The sequence below is a fragment of the Bradyrhizobium sp. CB1015 genome (assembly GCF_025200925.1).
Classification (GTDB): domain Bacteria; phylum Pseudomonadota; class Alphaproteobacteria; order Rhizobiales; family Xanthobacteraceae; genus Bradyrhizobium.
Genome location: NZ_CP104174.1, coordinates 7,875,982 through 7,892,402, shown reverse-complemented (window position 1 = coordinate 7,892,402; position 16,421 = coordinate 7,875,982). Strand labels below are relative to the sequence as shown.

General features: G+C 63.5%; 13 protein-coding genes and 1 tRNA gene. 7 read left to right on the top strand and 7 right to left on the bottom strand.

The features are described 5' to 3' along the window. Positions 1-42: 42 nt before the first annotated feature. Positions 43-891, bottom strand: a complete 849-nt coding sequence (locus N2604_RS36975) for an MBL fold metallo-hydrolase (RefSeq protein ID WP_260372845.1) — start codon at positions 889-891, stop codon at positions 43-45. Positions 892-1,090: 199 nt separating this feature from the next. Between N2604_RS36975 and N2604_RS36970 the strand changes: the two genes are divergently transcribed. Then, positions 1,091-1,567, top strand: a complete 477-nt coding sequence (locus tag N2604_RS36970) for a DUF3775 domain-containing protein (RefSeq protein WP_260372844.1) — start codon at positions 1,091-1,093, stop codon at positions 1,565-1,567. A 186-nt stretch (positions 1,568-1,753) separates the two neighbouring features. Here N2604_RS36970 and N2604_RS36965 read toward each other — a convergent pair whose 3' ends face one another. Then, positions 1,754-2,536, bottom strand: coding sequence for an SDR family oxidoreductase (locus tag N2604_RS36965; protein ID WP_260372843.1), 783 nt, complete (start codon positions 2,534-2,536; stop codon positions 1,754-1,756). 271 nt (positions 2,537-2,807) lie between these two features. Here N2604_RS36965 and N2604_RS36960 point away from each other — a divergent pair, with 271 nt between their 5' ends. Beyond that, positions 2,808-3,569: an SDR family oxidoreductase gene (locus tag N2604_RS36960; protein WP_260372842.1), complete on the top strand. Its 762-nt coding sequence runs from the start codon at positions 2,808-2,810 to the stop codon at positions 3,567-3,569. Positions 3,570-3,681: 112 nt separating this feature from the next. On the opposite strand, the gene N2604_RS36955 is transcribed toward N2604_RS36960, so the two are convergent. Beyond that, positions 3,682-5,274: a GMC family oxidoreductase gene (locus N2604_RS36955; protein WP_260372841.1), complete on the bottom strand. Its 1,593-nt coding sequence runs from the start codon at positions 5,272-5,274 to the stop codon at positions 3,682-3,684. A gap of 407 nt (positions 5,275-5,681) precedes the next feature. Between N2604_RS36955 and N2604_RS36950 the strand changes: the two genes are divergently transcribed. After that, a tRNA-Met gene (locus N2604_RS36950) sits at positions 5,682-5,758 on the top strand. 169 nt (positions 5,759-5,927) lie between these two features. On the opposite strand, the gene N2604_RS36945 is transcribed toward N2604_RS36950, so the two are convergent. From N2604_RS36945 to N2604_RS36935, 3 genes are read right to left on the bottom strand one after another with little or no spacing between them, the layout of a single operon-like run. Then, positions 5,928-6,584: a DsbA family oxidoreductase gene (locus N2604_RS36945; RefSeq protein ID WP_260372840.1), complete on the bottom strand. Its 657-nt coding sequence runs from the start codon at positions 6,582-6,584 to the stop codon at positions 5,928-5,930. 40 nt (positions 6,585-6,624) lie between these two features. Next, positions 6,625-7,242, bottom strand: coding sequence for an FMN-dependent NADH-azoreductase (locus N2604_RS36940; protein WP_260372839.1), 618 nt, complete (start codon positions 7,240-7,242; stop codon positions 6,625-6,627). 16 nt (positions 7,243-7,258) lie between these two features. After that, positions 7,259-7,900, bottom strand: a complete 642-nt coding sequence (locus N2604_RS36935; protein ID WP_260372838.1) for an NAD(P)-dependent oxidoreductase — start codon at positions 7,898-7,900, stop codon at positions 7,259-7,261. 190 nt (positions 7,901-8,090) lie between these two features. Here N2604_RS36935 and N2604_RS36930 point away from each other — a divergent pair, with 190 nt between their 5' ends. From N2604_RS36930 to N2604_RS36915, 4 genes are all read left to right on the top strand, one after another. After that, a complete protein-coding gene (locus tag N2604_RS36930; RefSeq protein ID WP_409241757.1) occupies positions 8,091-8,474 on the top strand; it encodes a winged helix-turn-helix transcriptional regulator in 384 nt (127 codons plus the stop codon). Positions 8,475-8,975: 501 nt separating this feature from the next. Next, a complete protein-coding gene (locus N2604_RS36925; RefSeq protein WP_260372836.1) occupies positions 8,976-10,016 on the top strand; it encodes a helix-turn-helix domain-containing protein in 1,041 nt (346 codons plus the stop codon). A gap of 285 nt (positions 10,017-10,301) precedes the next feature. Next, positions 10,302-11,987 carry a ShlB/FhaC/HecB family hemolysin secretion/activation protein gene (locus N2604_RS36920; RefSeq protein WP_260372835.1) on the top strand — a complete coding sequence of 562 codons (1,686 nt, stop codon included), beginning with the start codon at positions 10,302-10,304 and terminating at the stop codon, positions 11,985-11,987. A gap of 19 nt (positions 11,988-12,006) precedes the next feature. Further along, positions 12,007-15,609 (top strand): MBG domain-containing protein, encoded by a 3,603-nt coding sequence (locus tag N2604_RS36915; RefSeq protein WP_260372834.1) that lies wholly within the window; start codon positions 12,007-12,009, stop codon positions 15,607-15,609. Between the two features lie 260 nt (positions 15,610-15,869). On the opposite strand, the gene N2604_RS36910 is transcribed toward N2604_RS36915, so the two are convergent. Further along, entirely contained in the window at positions 15,870-16,355 is a 486-nt protein-coding gene (locus N2604_RS36910) for a helix-turn-helix domain-containing protein (protein ID WP_260372833.1), read from the bottom strand. Between the last annotated feature and the right edge of the window lie 66 nt (positions 16,356-16,421).

Below are 16,421 nucleotides of genomic sequence, written 5' to 3'. Positions count from 1 at the left end.
ATGGAACAGGGCGGCAGGAAATTCAACCGCTCAAAACGGAGATCACCCCAGCGCCACAAACCTGAACGCGTCCCCATCCCGCTTGATATGCCCGGCCGAAAAATGACCGCCGATCACCAGCGTCGGCGTGTCGGCGAAGCGCGAGAACACCGCGTGCCGGCTTGCCGCCGCTTGCGCGGGGTTGGTGTCCACCGTCGAGCACCACTCCAGATGCGCCATCTGGCAGGGATGATGGGCGACGTCGCCGGTCAGAAGCGCCTGCTCGCCGTCGGATTCGATCAGGACGCTCATATGTCCCGGGCTGTGACCGGGGGTCGGGATCAGCTTGATCTCCTCGCAAAGCCGGTGGTCGCTCGGGACCAGCTCGGCCTGGCCGGCATCGACCACCGGCTTCACGGAATCGTTGAACACCGCGACCTTGTCCGGCCCGGCCGTGTCATCGCGCCAATGCTCATATTCGGTCTTGCCGAAGACATAGCGCGCCTTCGGGAAGGTCGGCACCCATCGGCCGTCGACCAGTCGCGTATTCCAGCCGACGTGGTCGACATGGAGATGCGTGCACAGCACGGTATCGATGCTGTCGGGCGGAAACCCTGCCGCGGTCATGGTCTCCAGGAACGGCGAGCTGCGGTTGTTCCAGGTGGGCATGCCGCGGCCCTGCTTGTCGTTGCCGAGGCCGGTGTCCACCACGATGCGGCGCGTCGGCGTCTCCACCACGAGCGAGTGGATCGACATTTTCAGCCGGCCTTCTTCGGTGGCGAAATGCGGGATCAGCCAGGGCAGCTTCTGGATCTCGTCATTGGTCGCCGCCGGCAGGATGAACCGGGTTGAGCCGACCGTCTCCATTTCGACGAATTTGGTGATCCTGACCCGACCTACCTTCCACTGCATCCGCCGCTCCCCGTGTTTTTTGCTTTACCATCCCGGTCATTCCGGGGCGATGCCCACCTTAGTTCGCGACTTCGTCGCGTCCCGGAATGACGCGGAAGGACGCTGGAACATGCACACTCTCTGCCATCGAACGCAATGGATCATCTGACGCGGTGCGGCGTTATCGCCGGAACCTGAGACAGACGCCGAAGAGAGAGCCATGCCCGAGCTTGCGATTTCCGCCGAAAAGGTCGCCTTCATCATCGAGAAGGCGCGTGAATTCGACGTCAAGGAAGGGGATTCCGATCCGGATTCCGGCTCGAACCCGAGCGATGACGATGCGCTCGACGTGCTCGATGACGACGGCTCCGACCCTGTCGTCCAGGAGCTCGGCAGCTTCATGATCGCCTTGAACGAGGACGAGCAGCTCGATCTCGTCGTGCTGACCTGGCTCGGCCGCGGCGACGGCACGATCGATGACTGGGACGATCTGCGCGCCCGCGCGGTGGAGGCGCGGCGTGAGTATCGCAGCCCGCGCCGCGAAACGGTGCACTATCTGCTCGGCGAGCCCATGCTGGGCGACCTGCTCGCCAACGGGCTCGAGGAATTCGGCATCGATTGGACCGATGAGCGCACCACCGCCGATTCCTCCGCTCCGAGCCAGCAGGACGAGGACGAGCCGACCAAGCAGCGGTGATGATCGGGCTCTGACGCCTCCACATCGTCATGGCCGGGCATAGCCGTCCGAAGGACGGCGTCGCTTCCGCTCGCCTATGCCCGGCCATCCACGTCTTACCTTGCCGAACAAAGAACGTGGATGCCCGGGACAAGCCCGTGCATGACGATCTTTCGTGGAATGCACTGTTGCGAATGCGATAATGCGTTACAGCGTTCCCGGGAACGCACCGCCATCGAGCAGAATGTTCTGCCCGGTGATGAAGCCGGCCTTGGCGCCGCAAAGGAAGGCGCAGGCATAGCCGAACTCGTCGGGCTGGCCGAAGCGGCCGGCGGGGTTCTGCTTGGCGCGCTCGGCCAGAATCTGCTCAGGGCTGACGCCGCGCTTGTCGGCCTCGGCCTTGGCGGTGCCGGTGAGACGGTCGGTCTCGAACGGGCCCGGCAACAGGCCGTTGATGGTGACGTTGTTGATCACCGTCTTGCGCGACAGGCCGGCGATGAAGCCGGTGAGGCCGGCGCGCGCGCCGTTGGACAGGCCGAGAATGTCGATCGGCGCCTTCACCGCGGCCGAGGTGATGTTGACGATGCGGCCGAACTTGCGCGCCATCATGCCGTCCACGGTCGCCTTGATCAGCTCGATCGGGGTGAGCATGTTGGCGTCGATCGCCTTGATCCAGTCGTCGCGGGTCCAGTTGCGGAAATCGCCGGGCGGCGGGCCGCCGGCGTTGTTGATGAGGATGTCAGGCTCGGGGCAGGCCTTCAGCACCGCCTCGCGGCCCGCCGGCGTCGTGATGTCGCCGACGATCTCGGTGACGGTCACATCGGGATAGGCTTTGCGGATCTCATCGGCTGTCTTCTTCAGGGCTTCAGCGCCGCGCGCGGTCAGCGTGACGTGAACGCCGGCCTCGGCCAGCGAGATGGCGCAGGCGCGCCCGAGACCCTTGCTGGATGCGCAGACGATGGCGCGGCGACCTTTGATCCCAAGATCCACTGTTTCACTCCCGTAACTATCAGGCAGGTTTTGGACGGGCCGCACTCTAGCCAACTGCGACGCCGCTGATAAGGGACGGGCTCGCACCAAAATGCATGGCGCGTGCTCTGGCGATGCAAATCGCGGCGGAGGCTTCCGGCGGCAGCGCCGGCACGCGCATCCCCGACCCGGCGAAACGAATGAACGCTGAGCCGATCATTCCGGTTTCAGACCGTCCAAATCGTCTGTATTGGTGGCTCCAAAGCTCAGAGAACCGCGCAGAGGATGCGTCATGTCAGACCTGTTCGATGTCAGCCAAGAAACCATCCTCGTCACGGGTGCGAGCCAGGGACTGGGCCGGCAATTTGCCCGGGTGCTGGCGGCGCATGGTGCGGCCGTCGCGCTGGCGGCGCGGCAGACAGACAAGTTGAAGAGCCTGGAAGAGGAAATCCGCGGCAAGGGCGGCCGCGCCGCTGCGGTCGCGCTCGACGTCACCGATACCGCCTCGATCGCCAGGGCGGTCGATGCCGCCGAAGCCGCGCTCGGGCCCGTCACCGTGCTGATCAACAATGCCGGCATCGCCATCGAGAAGCTCGCGACCGAGCAGACCGAGGCCGATTGGGACGCGGTGATCGGCGCCAATCTCAAGGGCGCCTATTTCCTCGCGACCGAAGTGGCGCGGCGCATGATCGCGCGCAAGCAGCCGGGCAACATCGTCAACATCGCCTCCGTGCTCGGCACCGGTGTCTTGAAGGCGCTCTCGCCTTACGCGATCTCCAAGGCCGGCATCATCCAGGCGACGAGAGCGATGGCACTTGAGCTCGCGGGCCAGAATATCCGCATCAACGCACTCGCGCCCGGCTATATCGATACGGAGATGAACCACGCCTTCTGGTCGACGCCATCAGGCGAGCGCCTCGCCAAACGCATCCCGCAACGCCGCGTCGGCGCCGAGTCCGATCTCGACGGCGCGATTCTGCTGCTGGCGTCGAATGCGTCGCGGTACATGACGGGGAGCGTGGTGACCGTGGACGGCGGGTTCCTGCTGAATTGAGCCGACACGCACTGCTCTATCCACGCCGTCATTGCGAGCGCAGCGAAGCAATCCAGAATCCCTCCGCGGAAAGACCCTGGATTGCTTCGCTGCGCTCGCAATGACGGAAGAATTACCGCATCTCTCCCCGGATCATATCCGCCGCCTTCTCCCCGATCATGATGGTCGGCGCATTGGTGTTGCCGCCGATCAGCGTCGGCATGATCGAGGCGTCGACGACGCGCAATCCTCCCACGCCATGCACCTTCAACGCCGGATCGACCACGGCCATCGCGTCAATGCCCATCTTGCAGGTGCCGACGGGGTGATAGACGGTGTCGACGCGGGCGCGCAGAATGGCGCGGATGTCGTCGTCCGTTCTCACGTCGGATGTGAACATGTCCTTCTTCTGTAACGCCCGTAGCGCAGGCGTCTCCATCAGCCGCCGCGTCGTCTTGAAGCCGGCCACCATCGCCTCGAGATCTTCCGCCTCGCCCAGGAAGTTCGGGTCGATCATCGGTGCTGCAAGCGGATCGGCGCTTTTCAGCCAAATGCTGCCGCGGCTCTTTGGTCTGAGCAGACAGAAATGGCATGAGAAGCCCGCCTCCTTGTGCTTCTTGCGGCCGTGGTCGTCGAGCATCGCGATGACGAAGTGGAGCTGGATATCAGGCACGTCGAGATCGGGGCGGGTTTTCAGAAAGCCGCCGCACTCGGCGAAATTGGTGGTCATCATGCCGCGCCGTTCGCGCCGATATCGCTGGATGCCGCGCAGCAGGGAGGGCAGCCGACTGATCGAGGCGTGGACGAAGTGCGGATAATCGGAGGCGTAGACGAACACGAAATCGGGATGGTCCTGCAGATTGCGCCCGACGCCGGGCAGGTGACGGACGACGCCGATGCCGTATGCGGCAAGCGCATCGCCGTCGCCGATGCCCGACAGCATCAAGAGCTGCGGTGACTGGAAGGCGCCGGCGGCGAGGATCACCTCGCGGCGGGCGCGCAGCTGCTTCTTTTGCCTGCCCTGCACATATTCGATGCCGACCGCGCGCCCACCTTCGAACAGGATTTTCGTTGCTTGCGCCGCCGTCTCGACCCGCAGATTCGGCTGCTTGTCTATGTGGGGGGCTACATAAGCGCGCGCCGCGCTCCAGCGCTCGCCGTGGCGCTGGGTCACCTGGTAGCTGCCGAGCCCTTCATGGTCCTCGGCATTGAAGTCCTCGCGGATGCGGAACTGCGCCTCGCGCGCGGCCTGATGGAAGACGTCATGGATCGGATTGTCCGAGCGCAGCCTGTTGACATGCAGCGGGCCGCCCTTGCCGTGATATTCGCCGTCGAAATCGGCGTTGTTCTCGGAAGCCTTGAAGTAGGGCAGCACGTCGGCATACGACCAGCCGGGATTGCCGAGCGCGGCCCAGTGGTCGTAATCCCATTTGTGGCCGCGGATGTAGACCATGGCATTGATCGCCGAGGACCCGCCGAGGCCCTTGCCGCGCGGCTGATAGCCGATGCGGCCGTTCAATCCCTTCTGCGGCACGGTATCGAAGGCCCAGTTGGCCGCGGCGTAGGGCAACGCGAGCCCGAATGGCGTGGTGATCCGCCAGGTGTCGTTCCGTCCGCCCGCATCGAGCAGCGCGACGGATGTCGGCGCATCCTCCGACAGCCGCCCCGCAACGGTGCAGCCGCCCGAGCCCGCGCCCACGACGACGAAATCGAATGTATCGGTCAATGTTGTTTCCCCCCGTTCACCGTCATTCCGGGGCGATGCGGAGCATCGAACCCGGAATCTCGAGATTCTCTGGTGCGCAATTGCGCACCAGAGTTCGCTTCGCGCCCCGGAATGACACTGCGGCGTTTCAGCCTTAATCTTGTTGCCGCAAGCTGGCCCTTTGTGGAACTTCTGGCAAGAGCGCGCGGAACGGCGGGAAATTCCCCTGTCACAAAGTCGAAAAAAACGTTCCCGCAGCCCTTTCCAAAGGCAGCCCGCCTTGATACATACCCCCCGCACCCGACGGGCATTGCCCCTGGGGTCGCCTTCCAAGGAAGCCTTCGGGACGGGAGCGGCAAGCCAGCGCGGCCAGCGCCGGCCTCAACCGACCGTCCCCAGGATTTAAAAGAAGGCGCGCAAAGGTTTAACGCGGGGTGGAGCAGCCCGGTAGCTCGTCAGGCTCATAACCTGAAGGTCATAGGTTCAAATCCTATCCCCGCAACCAAGTAAACTTAAGCCCCTGAAATCGTGAAGATTTCAGGGGCTTTTTATCTCTGGCACTTTTTGAACCCGCGACCAGATAAATTTGATTGGTGCTATTGCGTGCAATGTCACCGTAATGGCCGTCTGTCGGGGATGACATTGAACGTCAGGCGGTCATGCGGGGAATCTTCCTAAAGATGCTGGTTCACCTGAGCGCGCGCGGCTTCTTGGATGTGCAGAGCGATCTCGTCTTCGCTGCGGCCACCGCTGATTGCGTTGCGTCCACCAAAGATGAAATGGGGCACTGAGCGGACGCCTGCTGCCGCAGATCGGACTGCTTCCTGCTCCACGCGCTTGTGCTGGATGGGATCGAGGGCGATTGCGTGTGCTTCCGCACGCTCGAACCCATAGTCTGCAGCAATACCGGCGAGCACATCTGCATCACCGATGTTCTTTGCGCCCAGGAAGTAAGCTTCGGTGATCGCCACCGCGAGCCGATGCTGCGTGCCACGTTCGCTGGCGGCAAGGATGAGGGCGTGGGCAGGCTGCGTGGCATACGCCCAAAGCTGGCGGTTGAGATCGAATTCCAGCCCCGAGACTCGCGCTTCGCCTTCGGGCCGTGCAAACGCCACCTTCGGATCGGTTATGCCGTAGCGCGAGCGAAGCAGATCGGGAATGTAGAGACCTGTGGCAGGCACCCCGGCGAGCAGCAGGACGGGATGATGGTGGATTTTCACGGCAAGATGGGGGAAGCGCTCGGCCAGAACCTTATCAAGCCGGAATTGCCCGACCAGGCACCAGGGGCGAGTGATCTCCGTATAGAGGTCAATGATCAAGGTTTCAGTCATGACGGGAAGCCTTTGAACGAAGTTTCTCACTCGCAAGCACTCAAGCGGCGCCTTCGAGCGCAGTGCGGATCTGCGCTTCAGCCGAGACTATAGCCGCCTTCACGGCGTCAGGGCCGTAAGCGGTCCCCTCGACACGGATCAGCTCGATATCGGTCAACCCGATGAAGCGCAGCAGATGGAGAAGGTAGTTGGTCTGGAAGTCGAACGACGCGTATCGTCCTTTAGAGAAAACGCCGCCGCTCGCCACGACGAGATAGACCTTCTTGCCGGACAACAGACCCTTTGGGCCGTTCTCGTCGTATTTGAACGTGACGCCCGGCCATGTGATGTGATCGATCCATGCCTTGAGTTGCGAGGACGGACCGAAATTGATCATGCCCGAACCGATGACGATTGTGTCGGCGGCCTTTATCTCATTGACCAGCGCTTCGGCGAGCCCGACGGCCTGCGCCTGTTCCGGCGTACGTGCTTCCGGCGACGCTATGCGGCCATTAATGTAGGCCGGTGTGATATGCGGCAGCGGCTCCGCCGAAAGATCGCGTGTAGTCAGCGTGGCTCCCGAATGGGCCTTAAGCCTTTCGGCGATCTCAGCCGCGAAACGGCTGGACAGGCCTTCGGCACTGCGTGGGCTCGAAGTGATGAGGAGGATGTTGCTCATGCTTGCTCCTGGTTTCTTAGTGATTGGCGATTGCAGGAGCCGCGCGAACGAACTCCATGTTTGAAACCTGCTCGACGAGGAACTTCGCGAGATTTCCTCTCGACAGTTTCGTGCTGAGCTTGGATTTTCCGTACCAGCCGACGTCGACGGTCCCGTTGGCCGGGCCATCCTTGAGGTTCGGAATCCTCACCAGCGTCCAGTCCAGCCCTGAATCCCGAACCAATTCGGCGGTTGCTCTGATGTCGTCCACGCCCTTGCGCGCAATCAGCTTGAACAGCATCAAAAACGAATGGGCCTTGAGGTCGAAGCTATCTTTAGGATCGCGATAACTCGCCGTGGAAATTTGAATGAGGCGATGAACACCCAGCTTCTTCATGACCGAGACGATGTTGCTGACACCGTGCATGATCGGCCGGTCGCCCTTGATCTTGAGGCTGTTGGGTCCAAGGGCGCTGATGACCGCCGTAGAACCACGGATGCACTCGGCCATCGCCTTCACGTTCGTCAGGTCGCCGACGACGATTTCGATTTTCCCTTGGTAGTCCTTCAGTTTGCTGGCATCGCGCGTATAGACCGACAGGCTGTAGCCCTGCCTGAGCGCCTCCTCGATGAGGTGCCGTCCGGTCGGACCGGTTGCGCCGAATAGCGAAATTTTCATTGCTCTTCCTCGCGAAATCATTGCTGCGAGGCAGAGCCGCACCGATAGCCGTGCTGGTGCCAAGGTTGGAAAGCGTCATTTTTGCCAGCCATACATGCATCCCTTTGTTGGTATGTTTTGCTGATTAGATGATTGGAGTAGACTGTCCGATAGACAAGAACGTAGATTTTTGAGGCCTAGTCACATGCGTATGACCGACCCCATTCCACTCCAGCCCGGAACGTATCCCGGCTGCGGGCCAGTCAAAGAGGTCCTTGGCCGCATGGGCGACAAGTGGACCATTCTCGCCATCACTGTGCTAGTCGAGCAGCCCCGCCGCTTTAACGAGTTGAAGCGTTTGATAGGCGGGATTTCGCAGCAGATGCTCACCCGTACGCTCAAGGCGTTAGAGCGCGACGGGATGGTGACGCGGAAAGTTCATCCGAGCGTCCCGCCTCAAGTCGAGTACAGCCTTACTGATCTGGGGAAATCGCTTGCCGTACCGTTGATGCAGCTGGCGACCTGGGTGGTGGATCACATGAGCGAAATCGAAAGTTATCGGGCACGACACGATGAAGCAGCTCACCACCGCTAAGTCCGGCGCGAATATGCTAAGGCACGCCTTTTTCCAAGGCCTTACAAAAACAAGGTAATTGCGATCGGTGAAATTCCAGGGGGCCGTCTGCTGCGGGGCCCCGCAACCAAATTCGGATTGACCGGATCCGATGTGAAAACGGCCCGCGCAACGCGGGCCGTTTTTGCTTGGGGCTCCGATGCGTCGCTCCGTGATTTGGTCGAACAGGGTGGCCTCCGACGGACGACGTAGCCGGCGGGCGAGATCGAGATCCGGCCGCGGCGCTCCAGACGATGTTGCGCGTAATCCTTTCGGGACCACTGCGCACGATTGCTCGCCATGCGGGCGCACGATCAGAGATCAGGGTGCAAGGCGCAGAGGCCAGACTACAATTTGAGTCATTCTTTCGGGAAAGCTCCAAGAATCCTTTCCGCACCGGCTGCCCAGTTGAGCGTCTGGCAATCCACGCGCAAGCGAACTAGGTATTCTGGCGCTGTTCGCAAGCGGTAAGGGGTCAAGCCAGTGCATGGGGTAGAAGACGCAGCGGCGCAATCGCCGCTTCCTCATTTCGTTCTCGATACGCAGGGCACCCCGCACAAGCAGGCTTTGGCGATCTGGCACGAGCAGGTCGGCCTTCTCGGCCAGACGCGGCTCAAGGACCCCGAGCGCTTCCATGCCAGGGTCGAATATTATCAGCTCGGCCCACTCGTGCTGGGCACGGCGAAGACACAGGCGCAGTCGTTCGATCGCTCGCGCTACCAGATCGGCCGCGACGGCGTCAGCCATTATGTCCTGCAGTTCTACGTCGACGGGGGCTGCCGCCCGCGGTTCGGCGAGCAGACCGCGACCAGTGCAGCCGGCGATTTCATGACGTTCGATTGCGCGCAGCCGCAGATGACCGAGACGCCGGACTATGCCAGCATCCACCTCTTCGTGCCGCGTCCGCTGCTCGAGCCGCTGTTGAGCGCACCGGACGAGCAGAACATGCGTATCTTCGCCGGCGGCGGCGCGCTGGTCGGCATGTTCCGGGATCATCTGATGGCGCTGTGGCGCCGGGCGCCTCTGCTGACCGTGCGGGAGGGCGAGGCGCTGGCGAAGCCGACGCTCGAACTCGCGGCCGCGGTGATCAACGGCTCGGTGCGCGAGGACGCTGCAGCCGGCGTGCACCTCGCCCTGTTCGACATGATCTGCCGCCATGTCATCGAGCACGTTCTGGACGCAGGATTGACGCCGGAGAGCATCGCGGCGCATTTCGCCATCTCTCCGCGAAAGCTGTCCTATTTGTTCGAGAATGCCGGCGGCATCGCGAGCTATATCCAGGAGCAGCGCATGCATCGCGCGCGGATGGCGCTCGCCGATTCGGCGCAGCGGCACAAATCCATATCGGAGATCGCGGAGGCGCACGGCTTCCTGCATCCGCAGAGCTTCACCCGCGCCTTCCAGCGCCTTCATGGGCTGACGCCGCGCGAATTCCGGGCGCTGGCGCGCGATCACCGCTCCTGGGACCCGCAACTGCTCACGAGGCAGATGTGGTGGAAGTGGATGACCGGCATCGCCCCATGAGAGTCCCGCTGGACTGGCTCGCCTCGTTTGCGCGCTCGGTGAAATTGAAGCCGGGCTTTTGCGCGCGATGAGAAATCGCGACGCGGCCACGCAGTTTCGCTGGCGGCTCGCACGAGGCCCGTGGCATCCCCATACCGGGCGCGCCCAAAGCCATTTCCGGGGGACACTGGAAGCGATGCAATTCGCTGATGTTGTTGCCTAATTGCCTGAAGGCGTGCCCGTGGAAGCGAAGCGGGTTGTCGGATGGGAATGGGACGGTGCTGGACGGTTTGGGCGGCGCTGCTGTTGACAGGCGCTACGGTGCCGGCCGGTGCGCAGGATGCGGGATCGCTGCTGCGGGAGATGCAGCGGCAGCAGGAATTCCAGCAGCCGCAAAGATTGCCGGGCCCCGACGGGATACGTCCGCAGCAGGCGCCCGCCGCGATTCCGGATCGGGGGGAGCGCATCGCCGTGAAGGGGGTCCGCTTCACCGGCAAGGTGGACTTGCTATCCGCTGCGGAGCGCGAGCAATTGGTCGCTTCGGTGCGCGGGCAGCGGCTTGGCCTCAAGGGCCTCTATGCGCTGGCCGATCAGGTGACCGCAACGCTCCAGCGCCGGGGCCGGCTGCTGGCGCGCGCGCTGCTGCCACCGCAGGACGTCACCAACGGCATCGTCACGATCGAGATCGTCGAAGGTGCGCTCAAGACCATCACGCTCGATCGCGCCCAGGGCGTTCGCGTCCGCGAGGACCTGCTGCGCGCCATCATTGAGGGCCGAATCAAGCCCGACGGCGTGACGCGGCAGGATCTGGAGAACGCGCTCCTGCGCATGAACGACCTGCCGGGCGTATCCGTGCACGCCAAGCTCGCCCCGGGCGAGGCGCCGAACACCAGCAAGCTCGTGGTCGGCGTGGCACAAGCGCCGATTCTCGGCGGCGGCATCTGGGCCGATAATTTCGGCAGCTCCAGCGTCGGCCGGGCGCAGGGCAACGGGCTGGTGACGCTGACGGACGTGTCCGGCTATGGCGACCTGACGCGGCTCTCAGGCGCGGTGTCACAGGGCCAGGAATTCGGTGCGCTGGCGACGAGCATGCCGCTCGGCGCGAGTGGCCTCATCGCCAATGCGAGCTACGGCCACCTCGCCTATCGCAACGTCGACGCCACCGGCCGCGCGCTCGGTCTGTCCGGCTTTGCTCATTTCGCCAATGGCGGGCTCGACTACGGCTTGATTCGCTCGCGCGATCTCAACCTCCAGCTCGGCGGCGCGGTGACCTGGAAGGCGCTGGTCGACGACAGCATGATCGGAAAGCTCCAGGACAAGCGCTCCATGTCGGGAACGCTGAGCCTGAACGGCGACAGCCGCGACGCGCTGCTCGGCGGCGGCATCACCAACTGGTCGGTGAGCTGGACGTTCGGCAATCTCGATCTTTCGCGCGTGGCGAGCGCGCTCAATGCGGACCAGGCCGGGCTGAACACGCAAGGGCAATTCCACCGGATCAACGCCACGGTGGCCCGGCTTCAAACCTTGCCCGGGGATTTCGCGCTGTTCGCCCGGCTTTACGGGCAATGGGCGGGCAAGAACCTCGATTCCTCGGAAGATTTTGCGCTGGGCGGGCCGTTCGGCGTGCGGGGCTATCCGGTCGGCGAGGCCCGCGGCGACATGGGCGTCCTCGGCACGCTCGAGCTCCGCTACAACGCGCCGCTGCCCGAGCGCTTCGGCAGCCTGCAACTGGCGGGCTTCGTGGACGGCGGTTACGTCAAGATCAACGTGTCCCCGAACGGCATCCCGCCGCTGAACGTCTGCAACTGCAACGATTACGGGCTTGCCAGCGCCGGCCTTGCCGCGCGCTGGACGCGCGAGTGGCTGAATCTGTCGGCAAGCTGGGCTCACACGCTGGGCGACAATCCCGGCCGCTCCATCGTCACCGGCGCGAATGCCGATGGCGTCAAGGGCAGCGACCAGTTCTGGCTCCAGGCCGGTATTCGCTTCTGAGGTTTCGAGAGGGCACGCCATGACAACGATCCTGCCGAAGATGCGCGCCGCAATCGCCGCCTCCGCGGCCGCGATGCTGACGCCGCCGCTGCTGGCGCAGACCCTGCCGACGGGCGGTCAGGTCGTGTCGGGGCAGGCCACGATCAGCCAGTCCGGCAATGCGATGACGGTCAACCAGTCGAGCGACCGGATGATTGCCAACTGGCAAAGCTTCTCGATCGGCGCCGGCAGCTCCGTGACCTTCAATCAGCCCGGCGCATCGTCGGTCGCGCTCAATCGCGTGGTCGGGCAGGACCCGTCGAGGATCCTCGGCAGCCTCAGCTCCAACGGGCAGGTCTTCCTGATCAACCCCAACGGCATCGCCGTCGGCAAGACCGGCAGCGTGCAGACCGGCGGCTTCGTCGCCTCAACGCTCGGCATCGGCAACGCTGATTTTCTGGCCGGCCGCTACAATTTCGCCGGCAGCGGCGGCACGATCAGCAACGAGGGCAGCATCTCCGGCAAGGTGGTGGCGCTGATCTCGCCGAGCGTCAGCAATTCCGGCACCATCACCGGCAGCACGGCGCTCGCGGCCGGCACCGATGTGCTGCTCGATTTCAACGGCGACGGTCTGCTCTCGGTCGAGGTCAAGGCCTCGACGGTCAAGACCCTGGTCGAGAACAAGGGGCTGATCCGCGCCGACGGCGGCGTCGCCATCCTCAGCGCCAAGGGCGCGAGCGACGCCATGAAGGGCGTCGTCAACAACACCGGCATCGTGGAGGCCGCGAGCATCGGCAGTCGCAACGGCCGCATATTGCTGCTCGGCGACTCCCGGCATGGCGAGGTGAATTCCCGTGGCACGCTGCGGGCGCGCTCAGTCGAAACCTTCGCCGCCAAGGTCAATCTCGGTGCGGACCTGAAAGTCGACACGATGGGGGGGCACTGGCTGATCGACCCCGTCAACATCACCATCGATGCCGGTTACGCAGCGGCCTTGCAAACCGCGCTGGCGAGCGGCGACGTGACCGTCACCACTACGGGCAGCGGCACCGATGCGGGCAACATCGCGGTCAACGCCCCGATCAACTGGGCATCGCATATCCTCACCTTGCGCGCCGACAACGCCATCAGCATCAACGCGCCGCTGACCTCGACCGGCACCAGCGGCCTTGATGGCCTCGTGCTGCAATACGCGCAGACCGCGCCGACGGGCACCTACAGCGTCAATGCGCCGGTCAATCTCGCCGCCGGCAGCCTGTTCCGGACCCAGAAAGGAACGGATGCCGCCATCACCTATGCGGTGATCACTGACGTGAATGCGTTGCAGAACATCAACGCCAACCGGTCCGGCAATTACGTGCTGGGAGCGAACATCGATGCGAGCGCCACGGCAGGCTGGAACGGCGGCGCCGGCTTTGTGCCGATCGGCGGGATCGGCGATATCAGCAGCTATTTTTCCGGCATTTTCGACGGGCTCGGTCACCGCATCAGCAACCTGACCATCAACCGGCCGTCCAGCGATAACATCGGCCTGTTCGGCTACATCGACGGCGCGACCATCCGCAATGTTGGATTGGAAGGTGGCAGCGTGACGGGTAACAATTCCGTCGGCGGGTTGGTGGGCTCGAGCGGCCTCTGGATCTACGCTGGCACGAGCAGCGTCGCTCCCAACACCATCAGCAACGTCTACAACACGGGCAATGTGACCGGCAGCGGCGCCATCGTCGGCGGGCTGGTCGGCGATGCCTATATCACCACGATCAGCAATGCATACGCGACCGGTACAATTTCGAGCTATGGCTCTGCCGGCGGGCTGGTCGGGCGTGCCGTTGCCTCGTCCGTCTCCAACTCATATGCCACAGGCAACGTGTCCGCGGTCGGGGAGGGCGCGGGCGGGCTCATCGGGTACAATATCGGCGTTTGGATGGGACCGGGTCCCGCTGATTATGCCATCGGAACGGTGAGCCACTCTTATGCCACGGGCAACGTATCTGGAGGCTTTAATGTCGGCGGCTTGTTGGGCTACAGCAACCTCGGTCGCATCACCGACAGTTACGCCACTGGCAATGTTTCGGGCACCGGCGCAATTGGAGGCTCGGGCACATCTGCCGGCGGATTGGTGGGGTTCACCTCCTACAGCCAGATCGAGCGGTCTTACGCCACCGGCAACGTCTCCGGCCTCGACGCGGTCGGCGGGCTGGTGGGGGGGAACTGGTACGGCGGCACGGTAAGCCAGTCCTACGCGACCGGCAATGTGTCCGGAACGAGCTTGGTCGGCGGGCTGGTCGGGCACAGTAATGAAGCCGTTTCAGTGCTCGATTCCTACGCGACGGGAGCAGTTTCGGGAACTTCCGAGGTCGGCGGGCTGGTGGGATTGAATCAGGAAAGTCACGTGATCCGGAGCCACTTCGCGGGCACGGTGTCGGGAACGAGCAATGTCGGCGCGATCGTAGGGGTAAACTGGGATGGCGGCGACGTCACCCAAAGCTATGCGAACAGCGACACATCGGGACAGAGCGCCGCCTGCGGCGCCTCCTTCGGCGGTGGCGCCTGCTCGGCGGGCATGCTCACCACGGCGCAGATGCGCGATCCCTTCACCTTCATCAACAACGGTTTTGACTTCGCTGGCATCTGGGGCAAAGCCGTCAACGGCGCCAACAACGGAATGCCGGTGCTGCGGGTGTTCGGCGATACGGTCTATGATGCCTATGTGAATGTGTCGGGCTCGGCGAGCACGACCTATGGCGCGCTGGCATCGCTCAGTGGATTGACCGTGACCGGTGTGAATGCCGGCCATGTCACGCTCGGCTGGGGCAGCGCAGTCACGACGTCGCTCGGAGCCGGCAGCTACAATTTGAGCGGCCCCAACGTCGTCAATCCGAGCAGCTCGGGCGGTGCGGTCTATACCGGCACGGTCGCGGTCGCCCTGACCGTCGACAAGGCGCCTCTCACCATCACGGCGAGCAGCTCCAAGACCTATGACGGCGCGGCGTTCTCGGGCGGCGGCGTTACCTATTCCGGGCTCGTGAACGGAGAGAATGCGTCGGTTCTCTCCGGCTCGCTCAGCTATGGTGGCAGCGCGCTGGGGGCGGTCAACGCCGGGCACTACAGCCTCAGCGTCTCGGGTCTCTCCTCGGCCAACTATGCCATCACCTATGTCGATGGCTCTCTGACCATCAACAAGGCAGCCCTGACCGTCAGGGTCAACGACGTCACCAAAATCTTCGATGGTGTTCCGTTCTCCGGGGGCAGCGCGGTCTATTCCGGCTTCGTCGGTGGCGAGGGGACGTCGGTGCTATCAGGCACGCTGCTGTTCGGCGGAACGGCGCAGGGCGCGGCGAATGCCGGTATCTACAGCATCACGGCATCAGGCCTGTCTTCCGCCAATTACGACATCACCTATGTCGACGGCCGCCTCGTGATCTCGTCGCGCGACATCGGCGGCTGCTCGCTCGGGGCCGGCGGCAACCCGGTCTGCGGCGCCACAGCGCCCGATCCCGCCGTGTCGCTCGGACACAACGACCTGGTGCCGATCGAGATCGTGCCACCTCCGCCGCCGACGATCGCGGATGCGAGCAAGATCACGTTCGGCCGGGTATGTGCCGAGGGCAACGGAACGGCATGCCCGGCCGTCTCGCGTTGATGTTATTACGGTGGCAGTGCAAAAAATTGGCCCCGGCCCGGACAGCGCGTCGTGCGGGGAGCACCGCCTCCGTAATTCCTTACGGCCAAACCCGAACGCCGCTTTGAGGGCGCAGCTGATGGCTTGCCTTCGTGTAAGTGACTCTGCTTGATGTAGAGCGCGCAGCGCACCCACCTGATCGAGCTTCGCGCCAACGCGAAGCGGGCCGTCTTGTTCTTGGTGATTCAGAAGTTTGATGGCTCGGAAGGCGCGGCATGCCTTTATCGGCTCGACGAAGCTCTGCGTTGCGCTTTTGACGCCCGGCGCGGCAATGTGCGCATATCGCCCGGTCCGAGCACGCGTCCATCTCGCGCCTTGAGTTCGAGCGGCTGAAACGGCTTCTGCGTCTCCCTGTCGACCATGTCATAGGTGAGCTCGCCGGGTGCGAAGCAAAATTCTTCGCCCCACTGCCAGAGCGCAGCCAGGACCAGATAAAGTTTCTTCCCCTTGGGGGTGAGGACATATTCCTTGTAGGCGGTGCCATCCGAAGCCGGGGCGGTGGCGAGAATGCCGTGCTCGACGAGCTTCTGCAGCCGGACCGACAAAATGTTCTTTGCCATCCCAAGGCTTTTCTGAAACTCACCGAAGCGCCGCTTTCCAGCCAGCGCATCGCGGATGATGAGGAGCGACCACCAGTCGCCGATCACGCCGAGGGATCGCGCAATGGCGCAGGCCGAAGCGTCAAGGTTGGTCCGCTTGCCCTTCATTCCGTTTCTCGTCTGCGACCGCGCCGCGGCGATCCGATGAAATATCGGTTGCAAACTTAAACCATT